Origin of the sequence: Mucilaginibacter ginkgonis, assembly GCF_009754905.2 — a bacterium.
In the GTDB taxonomy this organism is placed as follows: Bacteria; Bacteroidota; Bacteroidia; order Sphingobacteriales; family Sphingobacteriaceae; genus Mucilaginibacter; species Mucilaginibacter ginkgonis.
Window position 1 is genome coordinate 1,177,815 of sequence record NZ_CP066775.1, and the last position, 13,247, is coordinate 1,191,061.

Here is a 13,247-nt window from a genome sequence, read left to right on the forward strand (position 1 = left end):
TTACTATGTCTAAACAATTAGATCCTGTAAGCCAGGCGGTGCGAATCCAAACGCCGCGCAGCCCGCAGCAGGAGCACTCTACACCTTTATATATCACCAGCAGCTTTGTTTTTGACGAGGCTGAAGCTATGCGCGCGGCCTTTGCTGACGAGAATGATGAAAATATTTACAGTCGCTTTAGCAACCCAAATGTTGATGAGTTTGTAAAAAAGATGTGTGTTCTTGAGGGCGCCGAAGATGGTTTCGCTACGGCGACAGGTATGTCCGCCATTTTCTCGTCATTCTTTGCCTTGTTAAAGCAAGGCGACCACTTACTTTGCAGCAGCTCCGTTTTTGGCAGCACGTTTACCATTGTAACCAAATACCTGCCGAGGTATGGCATTACCTGCACATTAGTGCCGGCTAATGATCGCGCTGCCTGGGAAGCCGCCGTGCAGCCTAACACCAAAATGCTTTACCTGGAAACGCCTACCAACCCGCAATTAGAGGTTATAGACCTGGAGTGGGCAGGCAACTTTGCCAAAAAGCACCGCTTGATCTACAACGTTGACAATTGCTTTGCTACACCTTTATTGCAAAAGCCTATAGATTTTGGTGCCGACCTGGTAATACACTCTGCCACCAAATGGATAGACGGACAAGGCAGGGTACTAGGCGGTGTGGTTGTGGGCCGTGCCGATCTCATTAAAGATATTTACTTGTTTTGCCGTAATACTGGCCCGGCCATGTCGCCGTTTAACGCGTGGGTGTTAAGCAAAAGCCTCGAGACGCTTGATGTGCGCATGGAGCGCCATTGCAAAAACGCACTGCAGGTTGCCGAAGCATTGCAGAACAATCCAAATGTCGCCTGGGTTAAGTACCCGTTTTTAAAAGGCCATCCGCAATATGAGATTGCAACCAAACAAATGACTAATGGGGGCGGTGTATTGTGTTTCGAAATTAAAGGTGGTGTTGTTGCCGGTCGTAAGTTTCTGGACTCATTGCAAATGCTTTCTGTAACCGCAAATCTGGGCGACAGCCGAAGCATTGCATCGCACCCCGCAAGTACAACTCATTCTAAATTAACCGACGACGAGCGTGCCGCGGTGGGTATTACGCCGGGGCTTATCCGTATTTCTGCCGGATTGGAAAAGGTAGAAGATATCATTGCTGACATCGAACAAGCGCTCTCCGCAGCCGGCTAAGCATTATAAAACAAAAAGCGTTAAGCCACATTTTTGGCAGTTGCACAGATGTCGGCTTTATTATTTCTGATGCGTTTTGCTGTCTATAAAAACCTACGATAACAAGTTTGTTACACAAGTGAAACAATTTAGAACTATCACGTGTTTACGTTTTTGTCCAATGGCACATCAATTGCTATTGGGGTAGGTGCAGGCACAAACCTGCCATCTGTTACTAAAAACAAAAACATGAAAATCAATTTTAACAAAACACTTTTATTAGTTGCCGCTACTTTTACAGGAGGACAATTAATGGCACAAACCGTCACAACAACCAGCATGAGTTCATCTCAACTGGATTCAATGAACCGTGCCGATTATGTACAACCATTTTCGCCTTCAAGCGCGTACAACACGTGGTCTATTGGTGTTAACGGTGGTTTATTAACTCCATACACTATTTTCAGAGGCCCGGGTGATGATTACGGACCGCAAAGCCAGTTTGGTTACGGCGCGTACATCAAAAAACAATTGATGCATTCTTTTGGCGCAAAATTAAGCTTCTTCCGCGGCCAGGTTGAAGGACAGGGCCCCGTTGCCGGTGGTATTACTTCAATCCGTCAGAGCTACAAAACGCAAATCGACTATGCTGCTGATATCGCCGGCGAGTTCACTTTAGCTAACATCAGCTATATGAACCACCATAACTTTATCCAGCCTTATGTTTCTGCAGGTTTTGGTTTAATGGGCTTTACGCCAACTTTATATTCAGGCGCAGCTCAAAGCGGTACTGCTACACCTTACCACGCCGACAATTCAAGCGTTAAAGCTGCTTACATTCCGGTTGGTTTAGGTTTGAAATTCAATTTATCTCCGGCTATCAACTTAGACTTGGGTTACCAGGTAAACTTTGTTGACGGCGATAATTTTGATGGTTATTCAGTTGGCAGCCGTAATGACAAATTCTCGTATGCACACGCGGGTTTAGAATTCTCTTTCGGTGGAAAGAAAAACCAACTGGCTTCTCACAACCCTGTTAACTCGATCCGCATTGAGTACTTAACTGCGGAACAACAATTACAACAGCAGTTAGAAGCAGAACGTGCAAAAAATGCCCAACTGCGTAATGACCTGAATTCTACTAACTCAAACCTTTCTGCATTGGCAGCGCAAGTTTCACGCTTAACTGCTGATAGCGACGGTGACGGTGTATTAGACATTAATGATAAATGCCCTAACACACCTGCCGGTACTAAAGTAGACGGTTCTGGTTGCCCTCTGGCACCTGCAAGAACTGTGGTAGTTGTTACAGACGAAGATAAGAGATTGGTTGGCGAAGCGATCCGCAACGTTGAATTTGACTTTGGTAAATCAAGCATCAAACCACGTTCATTACCACGTTTAGACAGGGTTGCTGATCTGTTAAATGCTAAAGGTTTCAGCATGAAACTTGCAGGCCATACAGATGCAGTTGGTTCTGATAAAGCTAACCTGATCCTGTCAAAAGCACGTGCAGAGTCTATCAAAAATTACCTGGTAAGCAAAGGTGTTAACGCATCTAAAATTGAGGCTACAGGTTATGGAGAATCACAACCAATTGCTTCAAACAAAACAGCAGCAGGTCGTGCTAAAAACCGCCGTGTAGAGTTCACTTTATATTAATAGCGAACAACACGTGAAAATAAAAAAGCCGCGCTGGAACCAGCGCGGCTTTTTTGTGTCTATGTGATTTAGAAGCTAAAGAAATCTTCCAGACCCATGAAATAAGAGCTTGTCCAGCCCTCTTTAATATCTTCGTAAGCTTCATCAGGGATGTTGGTGTGCCGCAGCTCGGCAGACGTGCCATGTTTGTCATCATGCAGTTTGATAGTAACGATAGAGGGTGCGTCTTGCTCGTCAAAATACCATTGCTGTACTACCTTTTTGTCTGCCTCAAATTCTAAGTTTTTACCTACAATGCTGCCGTCCCACATCGAAAATTCAGACCCTGGTTCGGTAGACATTAATGCGTTTTCGCCCGTCCAAAGTTCTATGGTTATAGGATTGGTTATAGCTGCATAAACCTCTGCAGGCGTTGCGGGGAGCAAGTAATACTTTTTGAAATCTTTCACGGTGGTAAATTTATAAAACCCGCTTAGATATTTTGAGGTTATGTAAAAACATGCAAAAATTAGTTTTACTGCGCCATGGCGAAAGCATTTACAATCTTGAAAACCGTTTTACCGGCTGGACCGATGTAGACCTTTCTGAGGAAGGTTTCCGCCAGGCAGAACAGGCCGGGCAGTTACTGTTAAGAAACGGTTTCACTTTCGACGTTGGCTTTACATCTGTACTGAAGCGTTCGATAAAGACCATGCACATTGTGCTTGATCAAATGGATCACCTGTGGATTCCTGTTAAAAAATCGTGGCGGCTAAATGAGCGTTTCTATGGCGCCTTGCAAGGACTGAACAAGCAGGAAACCATCGATCGTTATGGCGAAGAGCAGGTGCATAAATGGCGCCGCGATCCGCATGAAAGCCCGCCACCCATTACCGACCAAGACGAACGTTTCCCGGGACATTACCTGCGCTATGACGACCTCACTTACAGGGAATTACCTTTGACCGAAAATTTGAGTGAGACTATGACCCGCGCTTTACCCTTCTGGCATGAGCGCATAGTGCCTGCGCTACGGTCTGATCAAAAGGTGATCATTTGTGCGCATGGCAACAGCCTTAGGGCGCTGATACAATACATCGAAAACTTAAGCGATGAAGAAGTAACCAGGCTTGATATCCCGACCGCCAAGCCATGGGTATACGAACTGGACGACCGGCTAAATAGCACCAAACATTACTACATAGAATGATCAGTCGTGAATTTTAACGCGTTTAAAAGTCATCTTCACGTTTGGGTCGCGCATCATTTTCTGCTCCTCGGGTGTAAAACTTTCACGGCCGCCAAAATCCTGTACCCAATATAGCCCGTTGCGGGCTATACCAATCTCTTTAAAAGAGGGGTTCATCAGGTTTTTGCAATGGCCTTCGCTTTGGAACCAGCCGTCAGTCACTTCAGCGATACTGCGCTGGCCATAAGCTATGTTTTCGCCAATGGCAAAACTGCGGTAGCCCTTAAAGATATAACCAGCCATTACAATACGGTCCTCAATGTTGCGGCCGTCCTTACTGTCGTGGCTAAAATAGTTCTGATAGTTCATATCCTGCGCATGGCCGGCCGCGGATACGGTCAGAAAATCATTCCATGTTAAAGGCGGCACCGGCGGCATGTGCTTATTACCGCAATCGCAGCCAACAGCGCGTACTTTGTTAATGCGATATAAAAATTCTTGTTTAAACGCGTCTGACGGCACAGCGTCATTTGCTACCGTAAACGAGCTAGAAATGGTTATGATGAAAAGGGCTAAGCCCGCTAATATCTTTCGTTTCATTTGTTGTATTGACAAACGAACGAAGCGACGGTTTAAGTATCAGTGAATGGAATGGCAAATTAATGACACTGTTATTTCTGTGGCAGGTGCACTTCGGCCAGCATACAACGGGCGCTTCCGCCGCCTAACGTTTCAATTGTTTTTATGTCCGAATAGACGATCCGCGCGTAGTGTTCCAGGCGATCGATCTGCTCACCGGTCAGTGATTGAAACGCCTGTGCCGACATTACCAAAATGTGTTCGCCACCGGCATTTTGCACCTCCAGCATATTGCCCGCAAAATGGTTCATCTGGCCGAACGTGATCTCAACTATCTCTTTATTATTCCCGGCGAAAGATTGTTTTAAGCGTATTTTTTCCTCTTCGTTTTTAATACTATCAAGGCAGATCACAACAAATTGCCGACCGATACACATCAATACATTGGTATGGTAAATAGCTTGGTCATTCTGATCAAATGCACTAAACGTCAGAACGTTATAACCTTCAGCGTCAGCAAACGCTTTAAGTACATCAGTATCAGTTCTGGGGGATAAACTAGCGTAAGCGATCTTATTGTCACGGTCGAGTACCATGCTACCTGTTCCCTCTAAATACTTATTATCTGTTTCAAACCGGCTCAGGTCAATGGTATGCTTTACTGCGAAGTTTTCGTCCAATTTGCGAATTATATCTTCACGGCGTTCCAACCTTCTGTTCTCGGCCTGCATAGGGTAAAGCAGTACATTGCCATTCTCATGCATCGATATCCAGTTGTTGGGAAAGATAGAGTCAGGCGTATGCGGCTCGGGCGTATCGTCAACAACCATAACATTCACACCATTGTCGCGCAGCACTTGCACAAAATTGTCGAACTCCGCTAAAGCTGCCGACTGCGCATCTAATATATCGCTACCGGCATTTTGAAACGCGTTACTTTCGGCAGTTTGCTTGTTAAAGCCAAACCTCACCGGGCGGATCATTAAGAGGGTGGATGTGGTTTGCATTTTAGTTTATTAGTTCATTTGTTCAATAGTTCATTCGTACAAGTTCAAAGCCTAATGACTAATGAACCAATGATACTAATGAACTACGCGACGATGTCGCGTATCAACGGCAAACTCATACAATGAAACCCGCCGCGGGCCCGTGATAGTTCCGAAGACGGCATCAAAATCAAAGTGTCTTTAATCGTATCTATTGACGCCGATCCGTTCTCCAATTGCTCCAGCAGTTCTGCCACCTTAATGGTTTCAAAACCGCTTTGCTTAAAAGCCTCTACTGTTTTATCATTACGGTCGTATCCTAATACAACGCCTTCTTTTAATGCTAAAAGGTTGCACGAATCGGTCCACTGTTCGCGTGCATCATACGGGAAGGTATTAGCACCCGAGTAGATGAATTTTGTAGGCGTTGTTGATTTCAAATCAACCCGGCTAATGTCATCCAGCAGATCTTCCAGGCTGTTAAAATTTTTAGGTTGTGAGCCATCCCTAAAAAATTGAATGATCTCTGGCCGGTGTTTTAGTTTCTTATCCACGAACCATGAAATCGGTTCCTGCTCGTCAACCGCGGCCTGTGTAATGGCCAGCGAGCCCAGCAGCACCCATACGTTGCGCTTTACCTGCGTAAAAATGGTGTCTATATGCATGTAATCCCGCTTATGCGGAATCTTTACGATAGTTACTTTATCAACCACGTTGTTCCGGAACAGCAACTTTATTGCCTCGTTAGCGCCGCTGGCAGAGGTGCGTTCACTACAGCCAATTATAACGTGCTTAGGGCTCACCACCATTACGTCGCCACCTTCAAGGGTTGTTTTCTCATCCTGTTCATCGCCCGGGCGCAGAAAATGTTGCACCGTTTCGGGTATTTCCAAAATATTTCCGCGATAAGCCGCGAACATCGGGTGGTTAAAAAAGATGTATCGCGCCAGCAAGGTCTCGCGTGCGCGTGCTTTTTTAGCCGGTTTATTAATTAAGATGTGTTTGCCAATGATGATACCGATATCCCTTGAGAAAATAAGGTTAGGTATGGGCGCAAAGATCATATGATTGGCATCATCAATAGACCCCGAGATAAAGATCTTTGCCAGTTCAACAGGTTCTGTGCTGTTCAATTGTTCCTGTAAGCGGTAGTTGCAATTTTCGATAGCGCACACGGCCGCCACTAATTTTGTGCGTATATCAGCATCTTCTAAAATCTGCGACAGCAGCAATTGCATTTCGATAACCTTGTAAGACGCGTGAAACGCCTTATCATCAGGTTTATAAAAACCGCGGCCGGCATCAATGTCTTTAAGCTTACCTTTAATTTTGTCGCCGTCGAGGAAATACATCAGCAACTTCACATAGTAATCATACTCGTTTACCCGCAAGGTGTCCAGGTGTACAATGTCTTCAAAAAGCCAGTCTTGCGCCTTGGAGGGTACCACCTTACCCAGTCCGCTATCGGGGCTGTGAATGAGCAGCGCCCTAAGCGTACCTATTTCTGAGGTTACGTTAAGTTCTAAATGGTTATTGTTGACCATAGCGTGTACACAAAGCTATCAGAATTTTCGCCACATAATAGTTTAAGGCAGGTTGCGGCAATTTATTAATTTTGCGCAATGGATTTTATTACCCAAGCGGCCGTTAAAGCCGTAAAAGAACTCTTCGACACAGATATAACCCCGGCCGACATCAACCTTCAGGAAACCCGCAAGGAGTTTGAAGGCCAGGTGACAATAGTTACTTTTCCATTTACACGTTTCTCCAAAAAATCGCCCGAGCAAACCGGGCAGGTGATAGGCGAATACCTGGAACAAAATCTTGCCGAAGTATCTTCATTCAATGTAATAAAGGGCTTTTTAAATATATCATTGTCAAGCACTTATTGGCTTGAGGCCTTTAACACGCAGATACTTAAAGACGATTTCGCGGTAGCAAAACCGAACGGCCAAAAGGTGATGGTAGAATATTCATCGCCAAACACCAACAAACCACTTCACCTTGGCCACGTACGTAATAATCTGCTGGGTTTTTCTGTAGCAGAGATTTTGAAGGCCGATGGCTACGAGGTGATCAAGGCCAACCTGGTGAATGACCGCGGGATACACATTTGTAAATCGATGCTGGCCTGGCAAAAGTTTGGCGATGGCGAAACTCCCGAATCGGCCGGGATAAAAGGCGATCATCTGGTGGGCAAATACTACGTGATATTCGATAAGGAATATAAGAAACAGATAGAACAGCTTACAGAGACAGGCCAAACCGAAGACGAAGCAAAGAAGAACGCGCCACTGATAAAAGAAGCGCAGCAAATGCTGCAACAATGGGAGGCGGGCAACGAGGAAGTGATTAACCTTTGGAAAACCATGAATGGTTGGGTTTACGCGGGCTTTGATGCTACTTACAATAGCCTTGGAGTAGATTTCGACAAATATTATTACGAGTCCGATACGTATCTATTAGGTAAAGATATTGTCGACGAAGGTTTGGCATCAGGCGTTTTTTTCCGCAAGCCTGACGGCTCTGTTTGGATAGACCTCACCGCTGACGGGTTGGATGAAAAGCTGGTGCTTCGCGCCGATGGCACGTCTGTTTACATCACTCAGGATATGGGTACCGCTCAGTTAAAGTATGATGATTTTGGTATGGATCAATCCATTTATGTGGTAGGTAACGAGCAGGATTATCATTTCAAAGTGCTCTTCTTGATCCTTGATAAACTGGGCAAAAGCTGGGCTAAAGGTTTGTATCACTTATCTTATGGCATGGTCGACCTGCCATCGGGCAAAATGAAATCGCGCGAAGGGACTGTTGTTGATGCCGACGACCTGATCGCCGAAATGAACATGACGGCCAAAACCACCACCGAAGCCTTGGGTAAAACGGATGGTTTTAGTGACGCCGACAAGATTGCGTTGTACCACATGATAGGCATGGGCGCGTTAAAATATTTTCTGTTAAAGGTTGAGCCTAAGAAGCGCTTGCTGTTCGATCCCAACGAGTCTATAGATTTTCAGGGGCATACAGGGCCGTTTATTCAATATACCCACGCGCGTATCCGCTCTGTACTTACAAGGGCTGGTTTGGACTTTGGCAGCAAAACCGATACTACAGATTTAGACCCGTTTGAGCGTGACCTGATCCTGATCCTCTCGAAACTTCCCGAGAACATTAGCATGGCCGCCCGCGACCATAACCCCGCCATTATTGCCAACTACGTTTACGAAGTGGCCAAGGCATACAATAAGTTTTACCACGAAAAATCTATTCTGCAAGCGGAAGACGAAACGCAAAAGAAATTCAGACTGCAGCTATCATCGGCCACAGCAAACGTTTTGAAAAAAGGTATGTGTTTGCTGGGAATCGATGTGCCGGAAAGGATGTAGAAATTTTATTAAGAAAAACTCAATAAGTGATACTATAAATTCTGTATTACGCTCAATCGCCGCTACGCTCGTTACTTTTTCCTTAGATGAAAAAGTAACCAAAAAATCAAGGCAGAAAAACGCTTCAGCCCGCTCTGCCGTTTCTTCACGCTTTTTCGGTTACGGCCCGAAAAAGCTAAAACGGCATTCACTCCCACGCCGGCCCGCCTTTTCTGCCGTGGCCACCGCTCTTACGCAATGTCAGCTCACAGCTTCGGACGAAGGCAGGCGACACGATGATGGCCTTGTGTGCGGGAAAGGGCATTGGAGATTTTTGCATAAAATCTTTTTCAACTTTTATTTCTTCCGGCAAAAATATCCCGGCCTGTGGTTTTGCCTGCCTTGCAGGGTTAAGGCCATGTGCGGCAAAGAAGCCTTGTGCTGACTTGGCATTTTTGGTTCTTTTGTTGCTAAGACAAAAGAATGCAGATTTATCCGATCTTCAACACCTTAGTCGTGCGCTCACGGGTAGCATTGGCCAGGGTGGCATCTTTTGCCAGCGACTGGCCATAAGACGGTATCATCGCCTTAAATTTCTCCTGCCATTCAGGTGTTTTTACCTTGTCCTTAAAGCAGCGTTCTATCAGCTGCACCATTATGGGTACGCAGGTAGATGCACCGGGAGAGGCGCCCAACAAAGCGGCGATCGTGCCATCGGCGGCGGTAACCATTTCTGTACCAAACTCGAGCACACCGCCGTGGCGGGGGTCTTTCTTGATCACTTGTACGCGTTGTCCGGCTATTTCCAGTTTCCAATCTTCGGCTTTTGCATTAGGATAATATTCGCGCAGCGAAGCCAACCGGTCTTCCTGCGATTGCATTACCTGGCCGATAAGGTAGCGTGTCAACGGGATATTGTCTAATCCGGCTGCCATGAGCGGACGGATGTTATTCAATTTTATAGAGCCAAAAAGGTCGAGTAAAGAGCCTTTCTTTAAAAAACGGGTTGAGAAGCCCGCATAAGGCCCAAACAGCAGTGCTGTTTTTCCATTGATATTGCGTGTATCCAAATGGGGTACAGACATTGGCGGCGAACCAACTGATGCCTTACCGTAAACCTTAGCTTTATGACGTTTAATAACGCTTGCATCTGTGCAAACCAGCCATTGGCCGCTCACCGGGAAACCGCCAAAGCCTTTGCTCTCCGGTATGCCAGATTTTTGCAGAAGGGGCAAAGCACCGCCACCAGCGCCGATGAATACAAATTTTGCGCTCACTTTTCTGCGCTGTCCGCTTAGCAGGTCTTTAACCTTTACACTCCACCCGCTGCTTTTGCGTTTGATGTTTTCTACGTCGTGCTGCAGGTTTATCGTAACGCCCGGCTGCGCTTTCAGATACGTGAACATAGTGTTAGTCAGCGAACCGAAATTGACATCGGTACCCAGATCCATCTTAGTGGCAGATACATGTGCTTCGCCCTCGCGGCCTTCCATTACAAGCGGCATCCATTTTTGGAGCGTCGCCTTGTCCTCGGTGTATTCCATTTCCTTAAAGAAATGGTGCTTTGACAAAGCTGCATGGCGTTTCTTCAAATAATCTACATTTTCATCCCCCCAAACAAAACTTAGATGAGGAACCTGGGTAATAAATGTTTCTGTAGACGATATGTATTTCTGCTCCACCAGGTATGCCCAAAATTCTTTAGATATCTCAAACTGCTCGGCGATTTTAATGGCTTTAGAGATATCAACAGTGCCATCCTGCAATTGTGGTGTATAGTTCAGCTCGCAAAAAGCAGAGTGGCCGGTGCCGGCATTGTTCATTGCGTCTGAGCTTTCTGCAGCTATAGAATCCAAACGCTCATAGATCTCGATATTAAGCGATGGGTCAAGCGTTTTAAGCATAACACCAAGCGTAGCGCTCATGATACCGGCGCCAATGAGTATAATATCAGTTTCTGTTTTTTGAGCTGTTTGGGTCGTCATTTTATAAGCAGGTGCAGCAGGCATTCTACCGCTCTGCATATTTACCAAAATATTAGCATAGGTGACTTATCACCGCGCTATTTTTACAATATTGTTGCTGAAAAGCGGTACGTGTATAAACCGCCAAGCCACACTTATGTTTCAAGGGTTAGTACGTCTGTTATACATGGCCGGGCACTCAACACAAATCCACGCGAATGCTGTTGAGTAGCTAAACAACCTGTTATGAAGATCTTTCCGATTGCGCTCGCGTTAATAGTCACGATATCAGCGTGTAACAATAAGCCTAAACCTATTTCAAAAAATGTAAATAAAACGGTAGTTATTGTCAACGGCAAAAAGGACAGCGTGACCAATAATCCGCAGAAGAATTACAGCAATTCAACCATTCCTGATGTTTGTACCAAAACGTTGCTTTCCATCATCCAGGATACGCCAAACTTTAAAAGGCTAACCACAGGTAAAGACGCTAAAAACCTGGTATACGTGGTAAACTGGGTTAAAGCGGAAACGCCCGCCGACCGCGATAATGGCAGCAAGATCACTAACGGAATTGAATTAATAGTAAACGAAAAAACGGGCGGCAATAAGAACAAGTTAGGCTCTTACATTTATAATAACGAAGACGCCAAATTGTATTACGATGCCGGCGCCAAATACCAGCCCCTTGCCGGTGCCGATACTATCTCGACAAAGCGGTTACGCAACGGCTGTTACTGGGGCGTAGCGTCGCACAAATAAAAATTCCGTTGTTAGAAAAGCGCGACTATGATGCGGTTGTAGTAGGGTCGGGGCCTAACGGGCTGGCTGCAGCCATTGCCATGCAGCAAAAAGGTCTGTCCGTTTTATTGATAGAAGGAAAGGAAACGATTGGCGGGGGCATGCGTACAGCAGAGCTCACCTTGCCGGGCTTTAAGCATGACATCTGCTCGGCTATTCACCCGCTTGCTATTAGCTCACCCTTCTTTAATACTTTGCCATTGGCAAATCATGGCCTGGAGTTTATCCATTCGCCAATTGTCGCGGCACACCCGTTTGATGATGGTACAGCCGCAGTCTTGCATAATTCATTATCGCAAACTGCTGAGAGTCTGGGTGCGGACGCTGCCGGGTATAATAAGCTTTTCAGACCACTATCCGCAAACTGGGAAGATCTGCTGCCCGACGTTCTATCATCGTTAAAGTGGCCGCAGCACCCCTTGCAGTTTGCACAGTTTGGGTTAAAAGCTTTACCATCCGCTAAATTTATAGCCGACAAATATTTCAAAACCGAAAAAGCCAAAGGGTTATTCGCAGGCATGGCAGCGCACAGTATGCAAGCATTAGATCAGCCGCTGACACCAGCTGTGGCGATGGTATTGATGTTAAGCGGGCACCATAAAGGCTGGCCTATGATCGCCGGTGGATCTCAAAACCTGGCTAATGCTTTAGCAAGGTATTTCCTCTCTTTAGGCGGAAAGATCGAAACAGGGCAGGTGATTACCGCCTTAGATCAGCTGCCATCCGCGCACGCAATTTTGTTTGACACTGGTCCGCAGCAGTTGATGCAGATAGCCGGACATAAGCTGTCAGCATTTTATAAATGGCAATTAAAGCGCTACAAATATGGATTGGGTGTCTTTAAGGTAGATTGGGCTTTGGATGATGTGATACCTTTTACAGCAAGCGATTGCCGCGAAGCGGCAACGGTGCACCTCGGCGGAACGTTCGCAGAAATAGCCTTTGCTGAAAAGGCTGCCGCGTTTGGAAAAGCGGTTGATAGGCCATTTGTGTTATTAGCGCAGCAAAGCCAGTTCGATAAAAGCCGTGCACCGCAGGGCAAGCATACCGCTTGGGGCTACTGCCATGTGCCTTTTGGCAATACTAAAGATATGACGGAAGTAATTGAAAACCAGATAGAGCGCTCTGCTCCGGGTTTCCGCGAGCGCGTTATAGGCCGGCATACGTTCAATGCGCTGCAGATGCAGGATTACAATGCAAACTATATCGGCGGGGATATTAATGGCGGTTTGCAGAACATCAGCCAATTGTTTACAAGGCCTGCATTGCGTTCATCGCCGTACCGCACATCGGCAAAAGGAATTTACATCTGCTCCGCGTCAACGCCGCCCGGGGGCGGTGTGCATGGTATGTGCGGCTATTATGCTGCAAAAAGAGCCATGAAAGATGTATTTAAAATAGCCGACTGAATTTATTTAGTCTTCGTAGCAGCTGCTTTACGCATTTTATTTTCTGCTTTTTTTACCTCGTCTTTTTCAGCGAATGGTCCTTCCATTTCGGGATCGGCTGTAGTCTTTTTCTGAGACGTTTTTGGGGTTTCTGGTTGCTTGTTCATC

The 13,247-nt window shown here is 46.0% G+C and carries 12 protein-coding genes; 6 read left to right on the top strand and 6 right to left on the bottom strand.

Annotated elements, in window-relative coordinates:
- Nucleotides 1–5 precede the first annotated feature (5 nt).
- Nucleotides 6–1,184, top strand: coding sequence for a trans-sulfuration enzyme family protein (locus GO620_RS05440; protein WP_157526599.1), 1,179 nt, complete (start codon nucleotides 6–8; stop codon nucleotides 1,182–1,184).
- 141 nt (nucleotides 1,185–1,325) lie between these two features.
- Nucleotides 1,326–2,825 carry an OmpA family protein gene (locus GO620_RS05445; protein WP_244139466.1) on the top strand — a complete coding sequence of 500 codons (1,500 nt, stop codon included), beginning with the start codon at nucleotides 1,326–1,328 and terminating at the stop codon, nucleotides 2,823–2,825.
- Between the two features lie 68 nt (nucleotides 2,826–2,893).
- On the opposite strand, the gene GO620_RS05450 is transcribed toward GO620_RS05445, so the two are convergent.
- Nucleotides 2,894–3,274, bottom strand: a complete 381-nt coding sequence (locus GO620_RS05450) for an SRPBCC domain-containing protein (protein WP_200230719.1) — start codon at nucleotides 3,272–3,274, stop codon at nucleotides 2,894–2,896.
- A gap of 50 nt (nucleotides 3,275–3,324) precedes the next feature.
- On the opposite strand from GO620_RS05450, the gene gpmA reads away from it, so the two are divergent.
- Nucleotides 3,325–4,014: a 2,3-diphosphoglycerate-dependent phosphoglycerate mutase gene (gene gpmA / locus GO620_RS05455; RefSeq protein WP_157526598.1), complete on the top strand. Its 690-nt coding sequence runs from the start codon at nucleotides 3,325–3,327 to the stop codon at nucleotides 4,012–4,014.
- On the opposite strand, the gene GO620_RS05460 is transcribed toward gpmA, so the two are convergent.
- From GO620_RS05460 to GO620_RS05470, 3 genes are all read right to left on the bottom strand, one after another.
- A complete protein-coding gene (locus GO620_RS05460; RefSeq protein WP_157526597.1) occupies nucleotides 4,015–4,593 on the bottom strand; it encodes a CAP domain-containing protein in 579 nt (192 codons plus the stop codon).
- Between the two features lie 71 nt (nucleotides 4,594–4,664).
- Nucleotides 4,665–5,579, bottom strand: a complete 915-nt coding sequence (gene ctlX, locus GO620_RS05465) for a citrulline utilization hydrolase CtlX (protein WP_157526596.1) — start codon at nucleotides 5,577–5,579, stop codon at nucleotides 4,665–4,667.
- Between the two features lie 83 nt (nucleotides 5,580–5,662).
- A complete protein-coding gene (locus GO620_RS05470; protein WP_157526595.1) occupies nucleotides 5,663–7,102 on the bottom strand; it encodes an arginine deiminase family protein in 1,440 nt (479 codons plus the stop codon).
- Nucleotides 7,103–7,180: 78 nt separating this feature from the next.
- On the opposite strand from GO620_RS05470, the gene argS reads away from it, so the two are divergent.
- Nucleotides 7,181–8,947 carry an arginine--tRNA ligase gene (gene argS / locus GO620_RS05475; RefSeq protein ID WP_157526594.1) on the top strand — a complete coding sequence of 589 codons (1,767 nt, stop codon included), beginning with the start codon at nucleotides 7,181–7,183 and terminating at the stop codon, nucleotides 8,945–8,947.
- 470 nt (nucleotides 8,948–9,417) lie between these two features.
- On the opposite strand, the gene GO620_RS05480 is transcribed toward argS, so the two are convergent.
- The gene (locus GO620_RS05480) at nucleotides 9,418–10,911 is read right to left on the bottom strand and encodes a malate:quinone oxidoreductase (RefSeq protein WP_157526801.1); all 1,494 of its coding nucleotides are present in this window, start codon (nucleotides 10,909–10,911) and stop codon (nucleotides 9,418–9,420) included.
- A 225-nt stretch (nucleotides 10,912–11,136) separates the two neighbouring features.
- Between GO620_RS05480 and GO620_RS05485 the strand changes: the two genes are divergently transcribed.
- A complete protein-coding gene (locus GO620_RS05485) occupies nucleotides 11,137–11,652 on the top strand; it encodes a hypothetical protein (RefSeq protein WP_157526593.1) in 516 nt (171 codons plus the stop codon).
- A gap of 8 nt (nucleotides 11,653–11,660) precedes the next feature.
- Nucleotides 11,661–13,100 (top strand): phytoene desaturase family protein, encoded by a 1,440-nt coding sequence (locus GO620_RS05490; protein ID WP_157526592.1) that lies wholly within the window; start codon nucleotides 11,661–11,663, stop codon nucleotides 13,098–13,100.
- Between the two features lie 2 nt (nucleotides 13,101–13,102).
- Here GO620_RS05490 and GO620_RS05495 read toward each other — a convergent pair whose 3' ends face one another.
- Nucleotides 13,103–13,246, bottom strand: a complete 144-nt coding sequence (locus GO620_RS05495) for a hypothetical protein (protein WP_157526591.1) — start codon at nucleotides 13,244–13,246, stop codon at nucleotides 13,103–13,105.
- Nucleotide 13,247: the final 1 nt, after the last annotated feature.

Coding starts and splice junctions, on each gene's coding strand:
- GO620_RS05440 (WP_157526599.1), top strand. CDS start 6: ATGTCTAAACAATTAGATCCTGTAAGCCAGGCGGTGCGAATCCAAACG.
- GO620_RS05470 (WP_157526595.1), bottom strand. CDS start 7,102: ATGGTCAACAATAACCATTTAGAACTTAACGTAACCTCAGAAATAGGT.
- ctlX (WP_157526596.1), bottom strand. CDS start 5,579: ATGCAAACCACATCCACCCTCTTAATGATCCGCCCGGTGAGGTTTGGC.
- GO620_RS05485 (WP_157526593.1), top strand. CDS start 11,137: ATGAAGATCTTTCCGATTGCGCTCGCGTTAATAGTCACGATATCAGCG.
- GO620_RS05495 (WP_157526591.1), bottom strand. CDS start 13,246: ATGAACAAGCAACCAGAAACCCCAAAAACGTCTCAGAAAAAGACTACA.
- GO620_RS05460 (WP_157526597.1), bottom strand. CDS start 4,593: ATGAAACGAAAGATATTAGCGGGCTTAGCCCTTTTCATCATAACCATT.
- argS (WP_157526594.1), top strand. CDS start 7,181: ATGGATTTTATTACCCAAGCGGCCGTTAAAGCCGTAAAAGAACTCTTC.
- gpmA (WP_157526598.1), top strand. CDS start 3,325: ATGCAAAAATTAGTTTTACTGCGCCATGGCGAAAGCATTTACAATCTT.
- GO620_RS05480 (WP_157526801.1), bottom strand. CDS start 10,911: ATGACGACCCAAACAGCTCAAAAAACAGAAACTGATATTATACTCATT.